General features: G+C 49.0%; 18 protein-coding genes and 3 tRNA genes. 4 read left to right on the top strand and 17 right to left on the bottom strand.

Features of this window, described 5'->3' with window-relative positions; translation table 11 throughout:
• Positions 1 to 29 precede the first annotated feature (29 nt).
• From T499_RS0100315 to T499_RS0100290, 6 genes are all read right to left on the bottom strand, one after another.
• Complete coding sequence (locus T499_RS0100315) at positions 30 to 2,285, bottom strand: DUF3987 domain-containing protein (protein WP_033149309.1); 2,256 nt, start codon at positions 2,283 to 2,285, stop codon at positions 30 to 32.
• The gene (locus T499_RS0100310; RefSeq protein ID WP_157054451.1) at positions 2,282 to 2,671 is read right to left on the bottom strand and encodes a hypothetical protein; all 390 of its coding nucleotides are present in this window, start codon (positions 2,669 to 2,671) and stop codon (positions 2,282 to 2,284) included. Before T499_RS0100310 ends, T499_RS0100315 begins: the two co-directional genes overlap by 4 nt.
• Positions 2,672 to 2,758: 87 nt before the next feature.
• Complete coding sequence (locus tag T499_RS0100305; protein WP_033149307.1) at positions 2,759 to 3,043, bottom strand: hypothetical protein; 285 nt, start codon at positions 3,041 to 3,043, stop codon at positions 2,759 to 2,761.
• A 182-nt stretch (positions 3,044 to 3,225) separates the two neighbouring features.
• Positions 3,226 to 3,738: a hypothetical protein gene (locus T499_RS0100300; RefSeq protein ID WP_033149306.1), complete on the bottom strand. Its 513-nt coding sequence runs from the start codon at positions 3,736 to 3,738 to the stop codon at positions 3,226 to 3,228.
• A gap of 9 nt (positions 3,739 to 3,747) precedes the next feature.
• A complete protein-coding gene (locus T499_RS0100295) occupies positions 3,748 to 4,653 on the bottom strand; it encodes a hypothetical protein (RefSeq protein WP_157054450.1) in 906 nt (301 codons plus the stop codon).
• Between the two features lie 270 nt (positions 4,654 to 4,923).
• Entirely contained in the window at positions 4,924 to 5,607 is a 684-nt protein-coding gene (locus T499_RS0100290) for a putative polyvalent protein kinase domain-containing protein (RefSeq protein ID WP_052173229.1), read from the bottom strand.
• A 521-nt stretch (positions 5,608 to 6,128) separates the two neighbouring features.
• On the opposite strand from T499_RS0100290, the gene T499_RS0100285 reads away from it, so the two are divergent.
• The gene (locus T499_RS0100285) at positions 6,129 to 6,686 is read left to right on the top strand and encodes an HU family DNA-binding protein (protein ID WP_013065662.1); all 558 of its coding nucleotides are present in this window, start codon (positions 6,129 to 6,131) and stop codon (positions 6,684 to 6,686) included.
• A gap of 67 nt (positions 6,687 to 6,753) precedes the next feature.
• Positions 6,754 to 6,855 carry a smalltalk protein gene (locus T499_RS14535; protein WP_013063239.1) on the top strand — a complete coding sequence of 34 codons (102 nt, stop codon included), beginning with the start codon at positions 6,754 to 6,756 and terminating at the stop codon, positions 6,853 to 6,855.
• A 72-nt stretch (positions 6,856 to 6,927) separates the two neighbouring features.
• Here the strand turns inward: T499_RS14535 and T499_RS0100280 are convergent, their stop codons facing one another.
• The 6 genes from T499_RS0100280 to T499_RS0100255 form a co-directional block, all read right to left on the bottom strand.
• Complete coding sequence (locus T499_RS0100280; RefSeq protein WP_033149305.1) at positions 6,928 to 7,596, bottom strand: AlkZ-related protein; 669 nt, start codon at positions 7,594 to 7,596, stop codon at positions 6,928 to 6,930.
• Between the two features lie 59 nt (positions 7,597 to 7,655).
• Positions 7,656 to 7,727 (bottom strand) — tRNA-Glu (locus tag T499_RS0100275).
• A gap of 38 nt (positions 7,728 to 7,765) precedes the next feature.
• Positions 7,766 to 7,837, bottom strand: a tRNA-Glu gene (locus tag T499_RS0100270).
• 34 nt (positions 7,838 to 7,871) lie between these two features.
• Positions 7,872 to 7,958 (bottom strand) — tRNA-Ser (locus T499_RS0100265).
• A 108-nt stretch (positions 7,959 to 8,066) separates the two neighbouring features.
• Positions 8,067 to 8,435 carry a hypothetical protein gene (locus tag T499_RS0100260; RefSeq protein WP_041385641.1) on the bottom strand — a complete coding sequence of 123 codons (369 nt, stop codon included), beginning with the start codon at positions 8,433 to 8,435 and terminating at the stop codon, positions 8,067 to 8,069.
• On the bottom strand, positions 8,432 to 9,892 hold the full coding sequence (locus tag T499_RS0100255; protein WP_033149303.1) for an aminoacyl-histidine dipeptidase: 1,461 nt from the start codon (positions 9,890 to 9,892) through the stop codon (positions 8,432 to 8,434). Before T499_RS0100255 ends, T499_RS0100260 begins: the two co-directional genes overlap by 4 nt.
• 67 nt (positions 9,893 to 9,959) lie before the next feature.
• Between T499_RS0100255 and T499_RS0100250 the strand changes: the two genes are divergently transcribed.
• Both T499_RS0100250 and T499_RS0100245 read left to right on the top strand, forming a co-directional pair.
• On the top strand, positions 9,960 to 10,166 hold the full coding sequence (locus T499_RS0100250) for a hypothetical protein (RefSeq protein WP_033149302.1): 207 nt from the start codon (positions 9,960 to 9,962) through the stop codon (positions 10,164 to 10,166).
• Between the two features lie 38 nt (positions 10,167 to 10,204).
• Entirely contained in the window at positions 10,205 to 10,825 is a 621-nt protein-coding gene (locus T499_RS0100245) for an OmpH/Skp family outer membrane protein (protein WP_033149301.1), read from the top strand.
• A 62-nt stretch (positions 10,826 to 10,887) separates the two neighbouring features.
• Here the strand turns inward: T499_RS0100245 and T499_RS0100240 are convergent, their stop codons facing one another.
• Genes T499_RS0100240 through T499_RS0100220 form a run of 5 tightly spaced genes read right to left on the bottom strand, consistent with a single transcriptional unit; the run spans position 10,888 to position 18,060 of the window.
• Complete coding sequence (locus T499_RS0100240) at positions 10,888 to 12,105, bottom strand: S-adenosylmethionine:tRNA ribosyltransferase-isomerase (RefSeq protein WP_033149300.1); 1,218 nt, start codon at positions 12,103 to 12,105, stop codon at positions 10,888 to 10,890.
• Entirely contained in the window at positions 12,102 to 12,791 is a 690-nt protein-coding gene (locus tag T499_RS0100235) for a phosphatase PAP2 family protein (RefSeq protein ID WP_033149299.1), read from the bottom strand. The genes T499_RS0100240 and T499_RS0100235 overlap by 4 nt, the downstream gene beginning before the upstream one ends.
• A gap of 6 nt (positions 12,792 to 12,797) precedes the next feature.
• A complete protein-coding gene (locus tag T499_RS0100230; protein ID WP_091857928.1) occupies positions 12,798 to 15,359 on the bottom strand; it encodes a BatD family protein in 2,562 nt (853 codons plus the stop codon).
• Positions 15,359 to 17,059 (bottom strand): tetratricopeptide repeat protein, encoded by a 1,701-nt coding sequence (locus T499_RS0100225; RefSeq protein ID WP_033149297.1) that lies wholly within the window; start codon positions 17,057 to 17,059, stop codon positions 15,359 to 15,361. The genes T499_RS0100230 and T499_RS0100225 overlap by 1 nt, the downstream gene beginning before the upstream one ends.
• Before the next feature lie 2 nt (positions 17,060 to 17,061).
• Positions 17,062 to 18,060, bottom strand: coding sequence for a vWA domain-containing protein (locus T499_RS0100220; RefSeq protein ID WP_013063970.1), 999 nt, complete (start codon positions 18,058 to 18,060; stop codon positions 17,062 to 17,064).
• Positions 18,061 to 18,067: the final 7 nt, after the last annotated feature.

The following is an 18,067-nucleotide window of genomic DNA, read 5'->3' as shown; positions in this document are numbered from 1 at the left end:
TAATGACTAATGACTATTGACTATAATGACTAACTCACCTTGCGATACCCGCCATCATCGGTCAGCGATACCAACCCCTGCTTGCGCCAGTTTTTCAGCATCTGCTGCACGCTGTTGCGGGTAACATCGGCACCCTTGATGGCTACGCTGAACTGCATGGCTTGATCGAAACTGAACTGCACATCCAGGCGATCGTAGATGGTATCGTTCTTAGAACGACGACTCCTACTGTTACCGGCAGCATAATCCCTGCTGCGATAGGCATTTTCTATGCGATCGCGAAAATAATACAACGCACTATCCAACAGCTGGTCGGCTATCACGTCGTACATATCCAGCATAGCCGGCGTCTGTGTTTTCTGCAGCATCTCCTTCCATAAGTAGGGTTTCTGCTTCAGCTGGGTTTCGGCACCATTCAGTCCGTGTTTCTGTATCAGCTGCTCGCACACCTTACACAGCATCAAGCAGCACACCATTCGCTGGGCAGTAACACAGGTACGGAATCGTTCACGAGCCTTTACACGGTCGTCGTTCATCATGGCTTCGAGTCGTATTTTTTCAAGCCATGCCCTACCCCTTGCTTCCAGTTTTTGCAGCACCACTTCGCCTGCCATCAGCGGTAACAGATGTGCCACCTGCTGTATGCGTTCGGTCTGTCGGTCGGTCAGTACATAGGGCTTATCCTCCAACTTGGCATAGGTATTATCGGGCGTTTGCGACAGGGCGATACGACTCTGGAATCCATCAGTATAATTGGTTACTACACGGTACAGCGCATCAGGTGTGCCGCACATCACCACATTCCACAGCAGGTGCTTAATATGCACATTCACCGCCTCGGCACTCTTGGCCTCACGATCGTACCTACTGCCATCGTAACTCTGACGCAGCAGTACCGAGAAATCGCTCATAGCCGAACGCCATTTCTGTGCCACGGTATCAGCCTCGGGTGTAAACGAAAATGCATGTTTACCTTCAACGTTTGCCAAGCGCTCGGCCAGGTTAGCCACCGTGTTGTTCAAGGCGATATATCGCACGGGCAGTCCTATCTCTTCGGGCTGTTCCTTCTTGTTTTTAGAGGCTCGTTTCTTTCGTCGATACTCGTCCTCCTGCTGCTGATACATCTCGTCCATAGCCGAAACTTCGCTCATCCAGGCATCCACCACCGGGTCGATATCGCCCTTGCGGCTGGCAAACTCACCAACAATGTACGATATCAGATTAAGTCCGCGCACACGCCCGTGTACATCAAGCTTTACCCCTGTGGCCAGCGCACCTATGCATGGACACACCGCCGTAATGATTGGCATGGCCAATTCGGGACCTACTGCCGCCACCGAATCCTTAACACCCTGAGGCAACTTCTTAATTGACAATTGAGAATTGATAATTGACAATTGCTGGTCGTCGGTATCGATGGTATCATAGGTAGATGTGGCGAGGGCTGCCACTATCTGGTCCATCAGTCGCGAACCCTTGGTAGGTTCCTTACAAGCCGAGTGGATGATAGAGCGCATTTCGTGATCGGGTAATCCCAAGTTGGGCATCAGCGCCAGTAGCCACTCCTCGCTGTCGTCGCAAATAGAACGCAGGTTAGCAGCCAGTTGGTGCAGTCGCTTGTTGCGTTCGCCTGTGTTAGGAACCCCACCCGTTCGCCGCCAAAACTCCGCAATAATATCCTTATACGCTATGCCCTTGAATTTATTTTGGCAGGCAACAGCCGCGTCCTTTTTTAAAAAGGCCGTGTCATCCGTGCCTAAAACTTCTTCGAGTTCGAAGATGGCATCATCCAGGTAGATAAGTTGTTCCTCGCTGGTGGTAAAGAAAACACGAGTGATATCCTTGGCACCACTATCGTAGGCCACAGATATCAGATTGCTCGCCCATTTCAGGTTCTCTTCCTGGCTCAGTTCGGGCTTTCGCGCAAACACCAGATGGTAGCCACCGCCACGGGCACTCTCTTCGAGCATCAACAAGCCCAGCTCATCTTTCTTACTCAGGATGCGCTCGCGGATAGCTGGCATCTCATCGGCCGATAGGTGGTCGATATCCATACCTACAGTGGTGCTCATGCGGGCGCTGCCTTTCAGGCTGCCATCATCGTTAGGCAGACAGCTGTAGTTCATCTGCTGCAACTTGTGTTTCAGCGCCTCCTCGCCATTGCGGATACGCTGCACCAGTTGCCGCTGCTCGCCACCATTTCGCAAAGCCAGATACTCCTCTCTCGAAAGGACGGGGCGCATCATCTTCGCCCCATCCTTGTAATATACTAAGTGGCAACTCATCCCAGCTCACCTCCTTCCAAAAGCAACTTCCTAATCATCTTGCTGGCTATGGCGTTTGTCTGTTCAGTTAGTTTCTGGGGTAACTGCCCTACCTCATCCTCATCCAGCGAGAATACAAAATAGTAGCAACCGTTACGACCGTGCGACAACGAGCAGTTATCCTCACGAAACAGCGGCTTGTTCTTTGGTCGCTTAGGCAACTCGCTCATATACACGTTACCATCACGCATGCCCTGCACCACGAACTTACCCTTAAAAGCCTCGGCCGCCACATCCTCGCAACACTCAAAATCAAGCGTGCGCAGTCCTGTTTCCAACTTGCCAAAGGTCATCAGACCTTCAACCATTACCTGTTCTCCTAAAATTCTGCTTTTTCTTGTTTTCATATTTTTTCTAAGTGTTTAAGCGAGAAGAAGTTTCGGATTCCTTGGCCATTTACTCGAGAATATCCTCCTCACCCTCAACTCAGAAAATTAATGTTTAATAACTACGATATCGGTCGCAAGTATCTCTTGAAACACCTGCCCCTGATACTCATGTGTAGAGAAACGAAGTGTGGCTGCCACCACATCACCTTCGTAGAACCTGCACGCCGCCAGATTGCCAAGCATGGCGCACACATACTCGTTTTCGAACTTCCCGCCACCAATCTCGCGCAGCACAATGTTGCACTTCTGGATGGTACCGTTTTCTGTTTTCGACGACTGTACACCAAAGGCCTCGCCCTGGCGCACCACTTTTAAGATTTTTGTTTCCATAATGTGTATCAATAAATCAAATTAACACTTGTAAATCACCGAGAAGCCTCAGGTTTACGAGTGCAAAATTAAGCACTTTTTGGCATTGAAAAGCAGAAAAATAAAGGTATCTCCCGACCATTTCGCAGTCGGAAACAGTCGGGAGAAATATGTCGAAAACCTAGTATTTACAGGTGTTTCGGTTAAAGGTCGGAAATGGTCGGAATAAAATTCTCTATTGCATCAGCATCGGCAGATAACTCTTTTCGTGGTTTGGCCAATTTAAGCGATTGCCCCTGTTTGGTAAAGCATTGTGCTGCCAGTTCGTTCATGTGTGCTATGGTCATCTGTTTCTTCGCAAGCACCTCGTTATTCACCTTTACCAGCATCAGTCGTGCCGTCTCAACTGTTTTCATCCACTCTATCGGTTTAATGTCAGTTGGCTGATTGGTTGAGAAGCCCATCAGATATTGCCAACAACTCATTTCTGTATCAGGTGCAATAAAACCATTCCTAATCAGGAACTCAAACCATTGCTTACCCACAGCCTCATCGTTATTAACAGGGAAGTGAGCTACCTGCGCTACCGAGCACTCCTCGTAGCGGGCGTGCCGCCCCTCCATACGTATCTCGCGGTCGTCATCGGGCTGTGCATTCGCACCACGACGCTCTATATACTGCGCCTCATCACCCGTCATTATTATTCTTCTTGCCATTGTATCTTATTATTCTTTATTTTCTATATAACTAGCATTATCGCCTGTTAATATCACATTACGCTTTTCGTGTATAGCCTTTTCATCTTCGGCTTTCTTGGCGATAGCATTTGTCATTTCTACAAATGCTATGCCTGAAACAAATCGCCATATAACCTCGCGAGGAATATGCCGATAATATAGTTTTGAAACAAAGCGTTCGGGGTTAGCCTTCCATTCAAAGTACAAGTTTTCGGGAAACTCTTCCAGTTCCTTTTCTACCGTCTTGGCATTATACTTTCGTTGGTGCACCATCAGATGTTTTCGTGTATCGGCCGACTGCATCTGCTCTTTCCAAAATTCCAGCACACTACCACACGTTGTCTCGCGACCTGTACGTCCAGCTGACATTGTAAGTTCGTCGATGACCTCCTGAAACTCGCAGTCACCGATATCAGTAAGCATCTCTATCAGGTGTTTTCGATAGTCGCTCATTTCGCCCGAAATATCGTATTTCAGATAAGCGGAAAAACGTTTTACTAGCGAGATAAAGTGCGCCTGTGCTTCATCATCCCATTCATCACGTTCGGTTAGTCGGTCTATTATTTCATCGCGCATATAAACCAGGTTATCAAACTCTTCTGGAATATCGAGTACAGGACCAGTATATTTCCAATCCAGAAATATTTTTTGCGGATACAAGTCGGTTACAGGGCCTTTATAATCTAACACCACACACTCGAACGCTACACACGGGTGCTCGATATTAGAACCAACTATCATACCTCTTAATTTGTTTTGTTCGCTGCATCGTAGCGCTCCCCATGCTCTCGGTAGCTCTGGACTTGATACATATCCTACGTGTCGCCCCAGCCAGTCGTAAGCACGAACGGCAACCTTGTCGCTGTCGTTAGCGCTTTCAGGTCTGAGAGTCATAGCATGCCCAGGCGCCTCAGCAAGAAACTCGCCGACATGCCCATAAAGATCTTTACGGTAAGGAATACCTACTATATTTAGTTGTATAATACTCATAGTTGAAGTTGGTATAGGGTAAGTTAGCCCAAAAACGATGGCAAAGATAAATAAAAAATGTGTGTTTCAAGTATGGTGATTATTTAAAATTTGCGAGTTTAAGGTTTTTTAAATGATGGCTAATGTTTCTACTCATTAACCATCATTACCTGCTAGGTAAAGCTATATTGATTGTTATTTCGATTTTGCTCTGGGCGAAAGACTGTTGTATGCCTCTACACCGCCTGTACCCGATTTGTATATGATAGTATCAATAAAATACAGATGTCCCTCATCGTCAACGAGTACATTACCATCAACGGCATCAAATATATCATGCCTACCGTTAGTAAAGTATTCACCATTATCTTCCGGACTAAAGCCAAGGCGAATAAACTCATCGTAAATTTCTTCTTTTGTAGCTAATCGTGCATCAGAGATAAATGGTTGAACAAGGACCGCACAAATCTTTCCTTGGATATTCTCTGCAAAGCCAATCATACGATATGCACAATCAGGGAAGTAAGTATTATGAGCCTTGATACGTTCAAAGAAAGAAGTGAGATTATCGTCAGAATAACGGAAGTCGTTAAGTTTTATAATATCATTAAGATCTGGTGACAAATAAGTTTCGTTCTCTGAGCCACGATCAAAATAATCGCCAAAAAGGCTGCGATCATTATACCAGCAGCCTTGCTCTTGGGCCCATTTCTTGAGCCTTACCAGTTGGAGAGATTTGCAAGACGTTGTTCCCGCAAGTTCCTCAATCTCTTTAAGGACTCCGCACGCGAAAGCGGATGCGCTTTCCAATATGCAACCTTCGCTATCTTGATAGCGTTCATTTTCTTGTGATAATCGTTCAGAACAATCTCCATTCATTTATCATTTAAAATTTATCGCTGCAAATATACATCTTTTTTGGATAGCATCCAATTTTTTTCGGGTTTTTCTTTAGAAAAAACCTCAATATCCTGCGAGCTATATTTCAGTCATTAGTAGTCATTAGTCATTAGTCATTAAGAGTAGTGGAAATGTGGGTAAGTATTAAAAGAATATATATAATATATTATATATATTCTTTTATTTAAAATACAGGGTTGTTCGAGGCTTATTGACTATTGACATTAATGACTATTGACTGCACAGAAAATTTTTTTCGAGAAAAATGAAAAAAAGTTGGGGAATTATTCGTAGACCGCAATCAAAATATCGTACCTTTGCACCGTTGAAATGAATGAGACAGATGGCGACCGCGTGCGGCAAAACTATTTTCCACGTGCACTAAGAAAATCTCCCTCACGTGGACGTAAATCTACATCGGAGTTGAGACATTAAACATTAAAGATTAAACATTAAACATTTTTATTTACAAACAACAACACAAAAACAAAATTAGAATTATGGCACTGAAAGTTAAAGCACAGGAAAAGTTGCAGAAGATTGGCAAGTATGAGGGCACTTATCGCTACATCATGATGCCGGAGTTGTACACCTCACTCTCGCAGGACAAGGTGATTAAGGAGGCTGCTCTGCGCAGCGGAGTTAGCAAAGGCATTATGCAGGCATGCTGGGATGCTGCTGGCGAAGTGATTAAGGCTTGGGCCACTGAAGGTCACTCAGTTGCGCTGCCAGGTTTGGGAACCATGCGATTCGGTATCCGCGCCAAGAGTGTGGCCAAAGTAGATGAGGTGAAAGCGGGACTGGTAACCAGTCGACGTATTATCTTCACCCCTGCCGTAGATCTGAAGGAGGAGCTGGCAGGCACGGCCATCCAGATTACCTGCTACGACCGCGATGGCAAGGAGATTAAGCGTGTAACCTCGACAGACCCAGGTACAGTTGAGGATCCCGACGAGCCAAGCAATGGCGGTGGCAATACCGGTGGAAACACTGGTGGCGGCAACCAAGGTGGTAATACCGGTGGCGGCGGAAATCATAACGAGCCGATTGGTGATTAAGGGCTTGGGGCTTAGGCCCCACCCTTCACATTAAACATGAAACATTAACCTATAACCATTAATAATTATGACAAAGAAAGAAACATTAAAGTTTATCGTGCAGATGATTGCTAGTATCGCTACTGCGATTGTAACGGCACTGGGCGCGACATCGTGCATGGGATTATAAATAAGAAGTAACAGGAGGGCTATCTAAAAGGATAGTCCTCTTTTTAATTCAACAGCTCCTCAAAATGCTGCATTATTTCAGCATTTTAAGGAGTTGTTTGTCGGAGGCTTGGGGGCAGATGGTTTGCATGTGGGCGAAGATGCGCTGGAAGGATTCTTCGGAGGTGCGGGGGCACTGGGTGGCAGCGCGACCATAGAGGCGCTCGGGTGTGGTGAGGAGCGACCAGCCCCAGCCGTACTCACGACCGTGACGGTCGAGGGGATACACAAAATCTTCGGTAACGATACGGGTGGCCATCTGCAGGCGGGTAACGTAGCCATCGAACTTACTACGCATCTTAGGACCGGTGAAACCGCACTGGCTGCGCAGCTCGCGAGTAATCAGACTGCCCTCCTGCTCTAAGGTAAAGAGGATAGCTTCATCAATACTGCCCTCCTGGGGCGCTGGATACTTGCTGCGGCGGTAGTTACAGAAATCGGGCCACCACTCACGACTGATAAAGCCTGCCTTGCCGGCAAAGAACTTACCATACACATGATGTCCCTCGGTGATGATGCTACCCTTCCACTTCCACAGCGGCCAGTCCCAACCGCCATCGCTGAACACTACATAACGACAATCGTCAGCAACAATCTCTTCGGCCGAGAAACCACGAATACCACTATCGAGCAAGGGCAAAAAGCCAATGCTGCTAATGAGCTCAGTAAGCTGCGCGCTGTTATGTACTTCGGGAAACATCATACGAACATTAGTTTTAGGGAATGAAAAAAGCTCCCGTAAAAACGGAAGCTCATGTTTTGTAGTCGATAGGGGAATCGAACCCCTATGCCAAGATTGAGAATCTTGTATCCTAACCATTAGATGAATCGACCAGCATGTCAAATTATCGACCAGAATGTCAAAGATGTTGTAGTCGATAGGGGAATCGAACCCCTATGCCAAGATTGAGAATCTTGTATCCTAACCATTAGATGAATCGACCAACATCGACACGCTCTCGTGGAGACTTCCTGAGGCGGAAGGAGGGGGATTCGAACCCCCGGTACGGGAACCCGTACGGCAGTTTAGCAAACTGCTGGTTTCAGCCACTCACCCATCCTTCCAAAGGACCTTAGAGTACCAAACCTTGGGGCATCTCCTCGATTGCGGGTGCAAAGGTACGACTATTTTTTGAATCCTCCAAATTTTTATTCGACTTTTTTTCGAAAAAGTTATTTGAAAGCTACCACTTGGGTAAGCGTTGAATCGAGATAAAAGGTATTCTGCAATGTGTCACCCTGATATAAGTATCTCATTCTCAGATAGAACAAATCGCCAGCGGGTGCTTGAGCATACTGAATGCCGCTTTTGAACAAGGGTGCACCATTTTTTCGCATTTTTGCCACAAGTGTGTCGTTAATGTGACGTGTAGTGCCCAAATCGGCAAAATCAACACCCGAGGTCTCTACCCCATCCTGCATATTCTCGGCCACAAAATCCTTCACCGTCTGCTCGGCGGTGTACTGCTTTCCGCACGAAGCGAAAAGCAGCCCACCCAAGCAAAGGGTTATATTTATAATGTACGCGCGCGTATGCATCATTTCTGCGGAATGTTTTTAAGTACATCAAGCAGATGATCCCATACCATCTGTACGGTTGGAATGAGCAGACGCTCGTCGGGGGTATGCACATAGCGCAATGTGGGACCGAAGCTTACCATATCCAACTGTGGATAGCGCTCTGAGAACAGACCGCACTCCAAACCAGCGTGGATACCACGTACCACGGGCTCCTTACCGAACAGTTTTACGTAGCTCTCGCGAACAATCTTCTGAAGCTCAGAGTTGGCCTTCATCTTCCAAGCGGGATAGCCGTCGCCTGATGTGGCCTCGGCACCTGCCAACTGGAAGGCGGCACGGATGGTGGCACACATATTGTCGAGGTTTGACATGACGTTACTGCGCTGGCTTGACAGAATCTCGATGGCATTCTCGGTTGAGTGGATGCTGGCGATGTTTGAAGAGGTCTCGACCATACCGCCGAGCTCCTCGTCCTGACAGATAGCGTAGATGCCATTATCAACAGCCTGAACAGCCCAAACAAAGTTCTTGGCTACAGCAGGGTCGATAACAGGCTCGGCATCGGTGCTCTCCATACTCCAAACCATCTGGGTGTCGGTAACATGGAACTCGTCCTCAACCTCGGCTGCAAATACATTCCAGTCGGCCTTTACGTTCTCCTTTACATCGTGAGGTACGGCAATCACGAACTGACCATCGCGTGGGATGGCGTTGTGCAGCTTACCACTATGGAACTGAGCGAGCTGGATGCCCTCGTAACGGTTCATCTCCTGATACAGGAAACGAGCGAGGATCTTGATGGCGTTAGCGCGCTTCTTGTTGATATCATCACCTGAGTGACCACCAACCAGGCCCTTGAGCTGGGCTTTCATAAAGAAGCTACCCTCGGCAGCCTGCTGGCGCTGGAAAGTGAACTTGGCTGTGGTGTTACGACCACCGGCACATGATACGAAGATTTCGCCCTCGTCCTCAGAGTCGAGGTTGATGAGGTAATCGCCAGTCATGAAACCAGCCTTCATGCCCTCGGCACCGCTCAAGCCAGTCTCCTCGTCGCGAGTGAACACGCACTCGATAGGACCATGCTGGATATCATCAGATGCCAGGATGGCCAGCTCGATGGCACAACCGATACCGTCGTCGGCACCCAGTGTGGTACCCTCGGCTGTAAGCCACTCACCATCTACATAGGTCTTGATGGCGTCCTTATCGAAATCGAACTCTACATCTACCAGCTTATCGCACACCATATCCATATGGCTCTGCAGGATAACAGTCTTGCAGTTTTCCATACCCTTGGTGGCGGGCTTACGTATAATCACATTACCGGTTTCGTCAACTTTTGTATCCAGATTGTGGCTCTCGCCCCATGATTTCAGATACTCGATCATCTTCTCTTCGCGCTTAGATGGACGCGGAATTTCGTTAATCTTCGCAAATTCTGCGAACACAACTGCAGGTTTTAAATCGTTTTTATTCATTATTAATGCTTTTTTTGTTTGATTTCGCTATAAAATGCTTAACTTTGCAGCCGCAAAGATATAAAAAATGATTGAGACTCTACTCATAACCACGTTAATAATTGCTATATGCATGGCATTTTTGCTCGTAAAGGTGCTTTTAAAGCGCAACGGCAAGTTCTCATCGCAGCACATTCACGATTCGCAGGCGATGAAAGACCGAGGTATACACTGTGTGATGGACCAGGATCGCGAGCTTCGCACCAAGAGTCCGTTTGCTGTCTCGGAGAAGTAAAAATTGAAAATTCAAAAAATAATAATTAAAAACAGAAAATGAAAAAGTACATTTTTCCAGCACTGGCCATCGCAGCTATGATGGTATCGTGCAACAACCAGAGTCCAAAGATGGACGATCAGCCCGCTGCTGCTAGCGGCGAGGGTATGAAGATTGCTTATGTAGAGGTTGACTCGCTGATGACTCAGTACAACTTTGCTAAGGACTACAGCGTAACCCTGCAGAAGAAGAGCAACAACGCCCGTAACACTTTGAACCAGAAAGGTAATGCCCTGCAGGCTGCTATGGCTAACTTCCAGCAGAAGTTGAACAACAACGGTTTCCAGAGCCGTGAGCAGGCAGCAAGTCAGCAGGCCGCTATACAGCGCCAGCAGAACGACCTGCAGGAGTTGCAGGCACGTTTGGAGAACGAACTGGCCAGCGAGACAGCTAAGTTTAACGAGGCTCTGCGCGACTCACTGCAGAACTTCCTGAAGTCGTACAACGAGGATAAGAAGTTTGACCTGATCCTTTCGAAGGCTGGCGACAACATCCTGATGGGCAACAAGAAGCTGGATATTACTCAGGACGTCATCAACGGTCTGAACAAGCGCTACAAGCCAACTGCTAAGCCTGCTGCCGAGAAGGCCGAGGAGAAGAAGGCTGAAGAGAAGAAGTAATTTTTGGTAATACTTAATAAAAAGAATAGGAGCTCCGCGATTGGGACTCCTATTTTTTTGTGTTATGGAATAAGCAGCGATGAATCGCCGTAGCTGAGGAATCGGAAATCGTTGGCCAGCGCATAATCGTAGATCTTATGCCAATCGCCCTTTACAAAGGCGCTTACCAGCAACAGCAAGGTGGATTGTGGCTGGTGGAAATTGGTTACCAGCATTTTTACGATGTGATAGTTGTAACCGGGGGCGATGATAATCTGGGTACTGCTATGCAGCACTTCGAGACCGTGGGCATCCATCCAGGCACCAAGGGCTGTAAGCGACTCAACGGTGCTTACCTGGGTATCGGTATCGTAGGGCTCCCACTGGTTTACATGCAAATCGTCCTCAGATGCCTCGGGGTTCTGCATCACCTTCAGTCCCATATAATACAGGCTCTCGAGTGTACGTACGCTGGTGGTACCAACGGCAATGGCACAGCCATCGTGAGCCAGCAGCTTGCGGATGGTGTCGCGACGAACCGAGATATACTCGGTGTGCATCTCGTGACCCTGAATCTCCTCGCTCTTTACGGGCTTAAAGGTTCCGGCGCCCACATGCAGGGTGAGCTCCTCGCGCTCGATACCGTGTGCATCGACGGCTGCCAGCACCTCGGGGGTGAAATGCAAACCTGCAGTAGGTGCAGCCACACTACCCTTGATTTTTGAGTAAACGGTCTGGTAGGTAGTCTTGTCGCTCTCCTGGGTTTCACGATTCAAGTACGGAGGAATGGGCAGTTCGCCCATGGCATCGATAATCTCGGCAAACGAGAAACCACCGGTCCACTCGAAATCGATGCGGTGCGAGGTGCCGTGGATAGGACCACGGGTAGCTGTAACAACCACCTGCTGACCCTTTATCTCGATTTCGCGACGCAGGGTTCCCTCTTTCCACTTCTTCAGATTGCCCACCAGGCAATACCACGCGCACTTCTCGGAGGTCTGGAACATCAGTTCGTAATCCGAAGGCTGGGCAGGCTCAAGCAGGAACACCTCGATGAGGGCACCTGTGTCCTTACGGAAATGCATGCGCGCCTGGATAACCTTGGTGTTATTAAACACCATGAGAGCACCCTTGGGCAGATACTCGGGGAGGTTATAGAATACATCGTGACTTACCTGGCCCTGACGGTAAACCAACAGCTTAGAGTGGTCGCGCTGGGCAATAGGGAATTTAGCAATACGCTCATCGGGGAGCGGATAATTATAATCGCTGATACGAATATGTCGTGGATCGGAATTCATATAATACAAGCTTTAATAAATACAAAAACTAATGTTAATACAAACACGCCTACAGGCCAGTTGCAGTCTAAACGGCGATAGCAGCCCGGGGTGTATTGGTCGGGATTAAGATTACGAGGTGTGTACATGCCACGTGTAATACGACCATAGAGGAAATAAACACCTGTGCCTACAGCCACACCCCACAAGAGGCCCACCATGATGTCGCCTGGGAAGTGAACACCCAGATACATGCGGGTCCAGCAGTTAAGGAGCGACCAGATGACCAGTGCGATTGACAAACGGCGACTGCGCACCATCCAGATAAAATACACAGCAATGCTCATGGTGTTGGCTGCATGCGATGAGAAGAAGCCATACTTGCCGCCACGATAGCCATCAACGATATCAACCAGCGTGCCAATCTGGGGATCGTGCGTGGGGCGCCAACGGGCCACAAGGGGTTTTACGATTTCGTCGTTAAGCGTACCTGCTATCAGGATGCACAACCCAGCACCCAGCAGCACATACAGCAAACGGCGGAAATTATCGTTATTCTTCATCACCATATAAAACAGCGACAGATAGAGCGGTATCCATGTAAGACCGTTGGTAAGCGTGCGCACCATACGGTCGAGGAACAGCGAATCGCTGCCGTTAACGGCCAACAATAACTCGCGGTCGAAATCAATCAACGTCTCAAACATAGGGTATTAAATCATTTCTATTTTCTTACTCTCCAGCCAACCTTTCTTTCCGTCGGCCAAACGTACCTCGCGCCAGTTCTTCATCGAGCTGTCGGTAATCACCACCTTGGTACCCTCGTGCAGGATAAACAGATCGGTACCGTTCTGGGCAGGCGTGCTCTTGACGGCTACCGATGGGGCTATAACGATGGCACCCTGACGATACAGCAACTGCTGGCGTTGCTGCCAGGCAAAGAAATTGCTGAACACAAATACCACCAACAGGGCGATGCCGCCAAAGAAACCTAACTTCTGCACCCATACACGGGCCGAGAACAGGTAAACCAGGAACAGCACGATAACGATGGCCAGCGACACAAGGGCCATACGTCCCCACCCGTCGACACTCATCAGATTTACCAACGAGCGATACCAGGTAACGAAGAACATCTCGCTCTCGGGCACAATCTTATCGATGGTTTTAGAGCGGGCCAACTGCAGGTTAAAACGGATGTCGGCATCGCCTGGCGAGAGCAGCAGGGCGCGCTCGTAATTAAGCACGGCACGGGTGATATTCTCGGTGCGATAGTAGGCATTACCCAGATTATAATACAGTTCGGCCGAAGCACCCTGCTTAAGCATATATTCATAACCCTTGATGGCCTCCTGATAATTGCCGTTGATATAAGCGCTATCAGCCTCGGCCTTGGTAGCAGCCTGGGCAGCCATAGGTGCCAACAGCAGCAACAATACCAAAGTAGCGGCTTTCTTACTACCCTTCTTCATCACCTCCTCGATCTTCTCGATGGCCAGTATGGCCTTATCGTAAACCTTACTCATATTTCCCTTTGGATCGCCTGGGGCGTAACGCTCAAACTCGCACTCGTCGATAGCACCGATAAACTTATCGATGATTGACTGATGTACGCCACGATCGGCCAGCTTCTGACTGATGTTATCGTGCGACAACTGGGCCACTGGGATATTGAGCTTATCGCCCACATAACCCCACAGGGCACGCAGCACCTCGTCGTAGAACTCGTTAGGCTTGTTGTCGGTCATCAATCGGGCTGCCAGCTTCAGACGCTTGGTGGCCACCTTGTTGGCCTTCTTACCACGCATCTTGGTAACATTGGCGTTGTCGATGGCACGCTGACGGAAGATGACAAACAGCGTGATGAACACCACTACCAGCGCAGCGATGATAATCCAATAAGCAGTTGAGCCGAAGAAGAAATCGTTGGTAAGATGCTGATCGGCATCGCCCGTCTTGATAAAGCGGATATCCTTGTTCAACTCATCGACATCCTCCTGACCAGAGAAATCGCTAACCGAAGCACTACCCGAGCCCTTGGCCACATCGAGATGGAAGCCCTCGCTCTTTACCGTTTCGTAACGCTTGGTGGCGGTATCGAAATAAGTAAACTCAACGGGTGGAATATCGTACTGGCCCTGATGGCGTGGTACAATCAGGATATCGTAAATCTTCGAACCCTCAAGTCCGGCTGTGGTCAGCTTGGTCTGGTCGGTCACCTTGGGCTCGTACTTATCAAAGTCCTTAGGCAAGTTCAATACAGGCTCTTTGATGAGCTTGAGGTTACCTGTACCACTCACAATCACACGCAGTTTGATAGGATCGTTGGCCTTGGTCTCTGTCTTATCGAGCTGGGCTGAGATATTAAACTTACCTACTCCACCCGAGAATGTGGCTGGGCGCTGTGGCAGCGGATCAACCTGAATATCAATACCAGGAGCCACAATCTTTTTCTTCACCTCTACGTAGCCTGAGCCACCGTTGAAGAATGCCTCGAACGGATCCACATTACGATTCTGCTGCACCACGATACCCTCGAAGGTAATCGACGGAATCTGCAGTTTACCAGTGGTTTGTGGGAACATCACATACTGGCTCCAGGTGCAGGTGCGATATGGACGACCATTGACAGTCTCAATCGAGAACGACTTCTGCTGTGGCAGATCCACCTCCTGGGTATAGAAGCTCTTCAGGTCGGGCATATCGCCACGCAGCTGAGTGAGCTGCACCAGCGTGTAAACCTTATAGGTAAGCAGGATGGGCTCCTGCTCATAAACACGCTTTTTGTTGGCGCTTACCTTGATAAACAGGTCGCTACCCGAGATACGACTACCGGCATCGCGCATCTCAGCACCATCGTCGCTATTCTGGCGCGAATTAGAGCCTGAGCCCGAAACCGAGCCCGAAACCTTGATGGTGAGCGATTTTGAGGTAATCTTCTTGCCATCTACCACCGCATAAGCTGCAGGGATGGTAAACGTACCATTCTTGGTAGCTGCTACTATATAAGTATAAGTAATAGATGAGGTTGACGAGGTGTGACCATTAATCATCTGATAGCTCGACTGCATGGAGCGGTTCGGGCCAATGAGCACCTCGAACTCAGAGGGGATATTACCAGCACGGAAATCGGACACGTTCTGTGTGTTGACCGTGTACGACAACCGGAACTGCTCGCCCACCGCTACATGCGATGGTGCCGATGCTGTTAATGTTTGGGCCACGGCCAGAACCGTGGTCATTACCATTGCTATAAATATCGCTATACGTTTCATTACCAATTCTTTAATACATTACGACGCTGCGGCTTCTGCTGCTGTTTCTTCATCTTGTCCTGCGTCATCTTCTCGTTCTGGATGGCGGCATTCAAGAGCTGCTCGGCATTATCCTTACTCATCTGAGGCTTCTGCTGCTGTTGCTGCTTGTCGTCTTTCTTATCTTTGTTCTGATCTTTCTGATCGTCCTTCTTCTGATTGTCTTTCTTCTGATCGTCCTTGTTGTTCTGATTCTGCTGCTGGTTCTGGTCCTGCTTCTGTTTCTGCTTCTTGCAGAGAACCAGGTTATAACGGGTTTCATCGTCGTTAGGATTCAGGCGCAGGGCATTCTTGTAAGCCTCGATGGCCTCGCCATACATCTTATGTGTCTGACAGATAACCCCCATGTTATGATAGGCTGCAGCCTTACGCAGCGGGTTGGTTTCGATGCGGGTAGCCTGCTCGAACTGCTGCACAGCGGCCGAGTCCTTCTTCTGGGCCATCAGCGCATTACCCAGGTTATAAGCAGCCTGCGGATTCTTGGGATTTTTTTCTACAGCCTTACGATACGACACCTCGGCCTTATCGTACTGCCCCACACGGAACTGCTTGTTACCCTCGCGGATATACTGGCGATCGGTCTGGGCGCTGGCTGTAACAGCCACCAGCAACAAAGCTACGGTAGCAGCGGCTTTCTTCTTAGAACCAAAAAGCGACAGGCGCTTGAGCAGCGGATTGCGACGGTCGAAGATGCAAATCTCGAGAATGAGCAGCAGCAATGCCAAGATGGCCACAGCCTGGAACTGCTCGTCGAACTCACTGTAAACAGTGCTGGTAGTCTCTTTCTTGGCCAGCTTTGAAAGCTCGTTATCCAACTGGTCCTGAGCAGCACTGTTGTTCTCTACATGGATATAGGCACCGCCACCAGCCTGAGCCACCTGGCGACACATATCCTCGTTGAGGGCCGACATCACCGTGTTGCCCGTATTATCCTTCATATAATCGCCTGTGCCTGGAATGGGGATAGGCGCACCTTGGGTTGAACCTACACCCAGCACATACACACGCATGCCAGCTTTCTTGGCAGCCTCGGCAGACTCGAGTGCCCCACCCTCGTGGTCCTCGCCATCGGTAATCACAATGATGGCCTTGCCAATACCCTCTTCCTGGGTAAAGCTATGGGTTGCCATATCGATGGCACGGGCAATATCGGTGCCCTGGGTAGCCATCATCGAGGGGTCGATGCTGGAGAGGAACATCTTGGCCGACACGTAATCGCTGGTGATAGGCAGCTGAACGAAAGCGTCGCCAGCAAACACCAGCAAGCCAATCTTATCGTTGGTGAAGTGATCCACCAGATTCTCGACCATCATCTTACTACGGTCCAAACGGCTGGGCGTGATATCCTCGGCCAGCATAGAGTTACTGATATCCATCGCAATAATAGTCTCGATGCCGGTACGCTGCTCGTTACTGATCTTGGTGCCGAACTGCGGACGGGCCAGCATAACAACCAGCAATGCCAAAGCACCCTGCAGAATCCAGAATTTTACTGCGGGACGGAAACGAGACACATCGGGCATGAGCGAACGCAGCAGTTTGGGATCGCCAAACTTACGCAAACGTTTCTTCTGATTGCGATACGTGAGAAAGCGGATGATGGCCAGTACTGGTATCACCGCTAAGAGATAAAGATATGTAGGGTCAGCAAATCTAAACATAATTACGGTATCCTCCTAAATATAGTTACACGCAGCAGAATCTCGAGCAACAGCGCCAACACAGCCACAAGTGCAAAAGGCTGGTAGGCCTCGTAACGCTTGCTGAAGGTTTTGACGTTAAGCTTCGACTTTTCAAGCTGGTCGATTTCCTTATAGATTTTACGAAGTTCGTTGGTATTGGTGGCGCGATAGAAATCGCCCTCAGTGATGCTGGCAATCTCGCTCAGCGTCTTGGTATCGATCTCAACGGGCACATTCACATACTGCACACCACCGGCCACAGGCATAGGATAAGGTGCCACCTTATTGGTACCCACACCAATGGTATAAACGCGGATGCCCAGACTCTTGGCAATCTCGGCAGCGGTAGATGGCGAGATATCGCCACGGTTGTTACTACCATCGGTAAGCAGAATCACCACCTTGCTCTTAGCCTTCGAGTCCTTGAGTCGGCTCACGGCGTTGGCCAGTCCCATACCGATAGCGGTACCATCCTCGATGAGTCCACGGGCGGCGATATCGGTACGCACATTCTGCAGCAGGTTCAGCAGCGATGCATGATCGGTGGTCATGGGGCACTGGGTGAACGATTCGCCGGCAAAAATGGCCAAGCCGATATTATCGTTGGGGCGACCAATGATAAACTCAGAAGCCACCTGCTTGGCAGCCTCGATACGGTTAGGGCGCAAGTCCTCGGCCAGCATACTGGTAGATACGTCCATAGCCAGCATGATATCAATACCCTCCACGGTTTTGCTATCCCACGAGTTACGGGTCTGAGGGCGAGCCAGCACCATGACTATCATCACAAATACCAGCAGTCGGAGCAGCATGGAAAGGGGCATAAGCTTAACCTTCCAGCTTTTTGGCGCATAGCGGAAGGCAAACGTATCGCTCATCCGCAGCGTGGGCTCGGTTTTCTTTCTGTACATCACATACCATATAATATAAGGTATGATGAGCAGAAGCAACAGCAGATATTCTTTATTGGCAAATTCCATTTGTTCT

Origin of the sequence: Prevotella sp. RM4 (genome assembly GCF_000701965.1) — a bacterium.
Classification (GTDB): Bacteria; Bacteroidota; Bacteroidia; order Bacteroidales; family Bacteroidaceae; genus Prevotella; species Prevotella ruminicola.
This window is presented reverse-complemented; position numbering and strand designations above follow the sequence as displayed.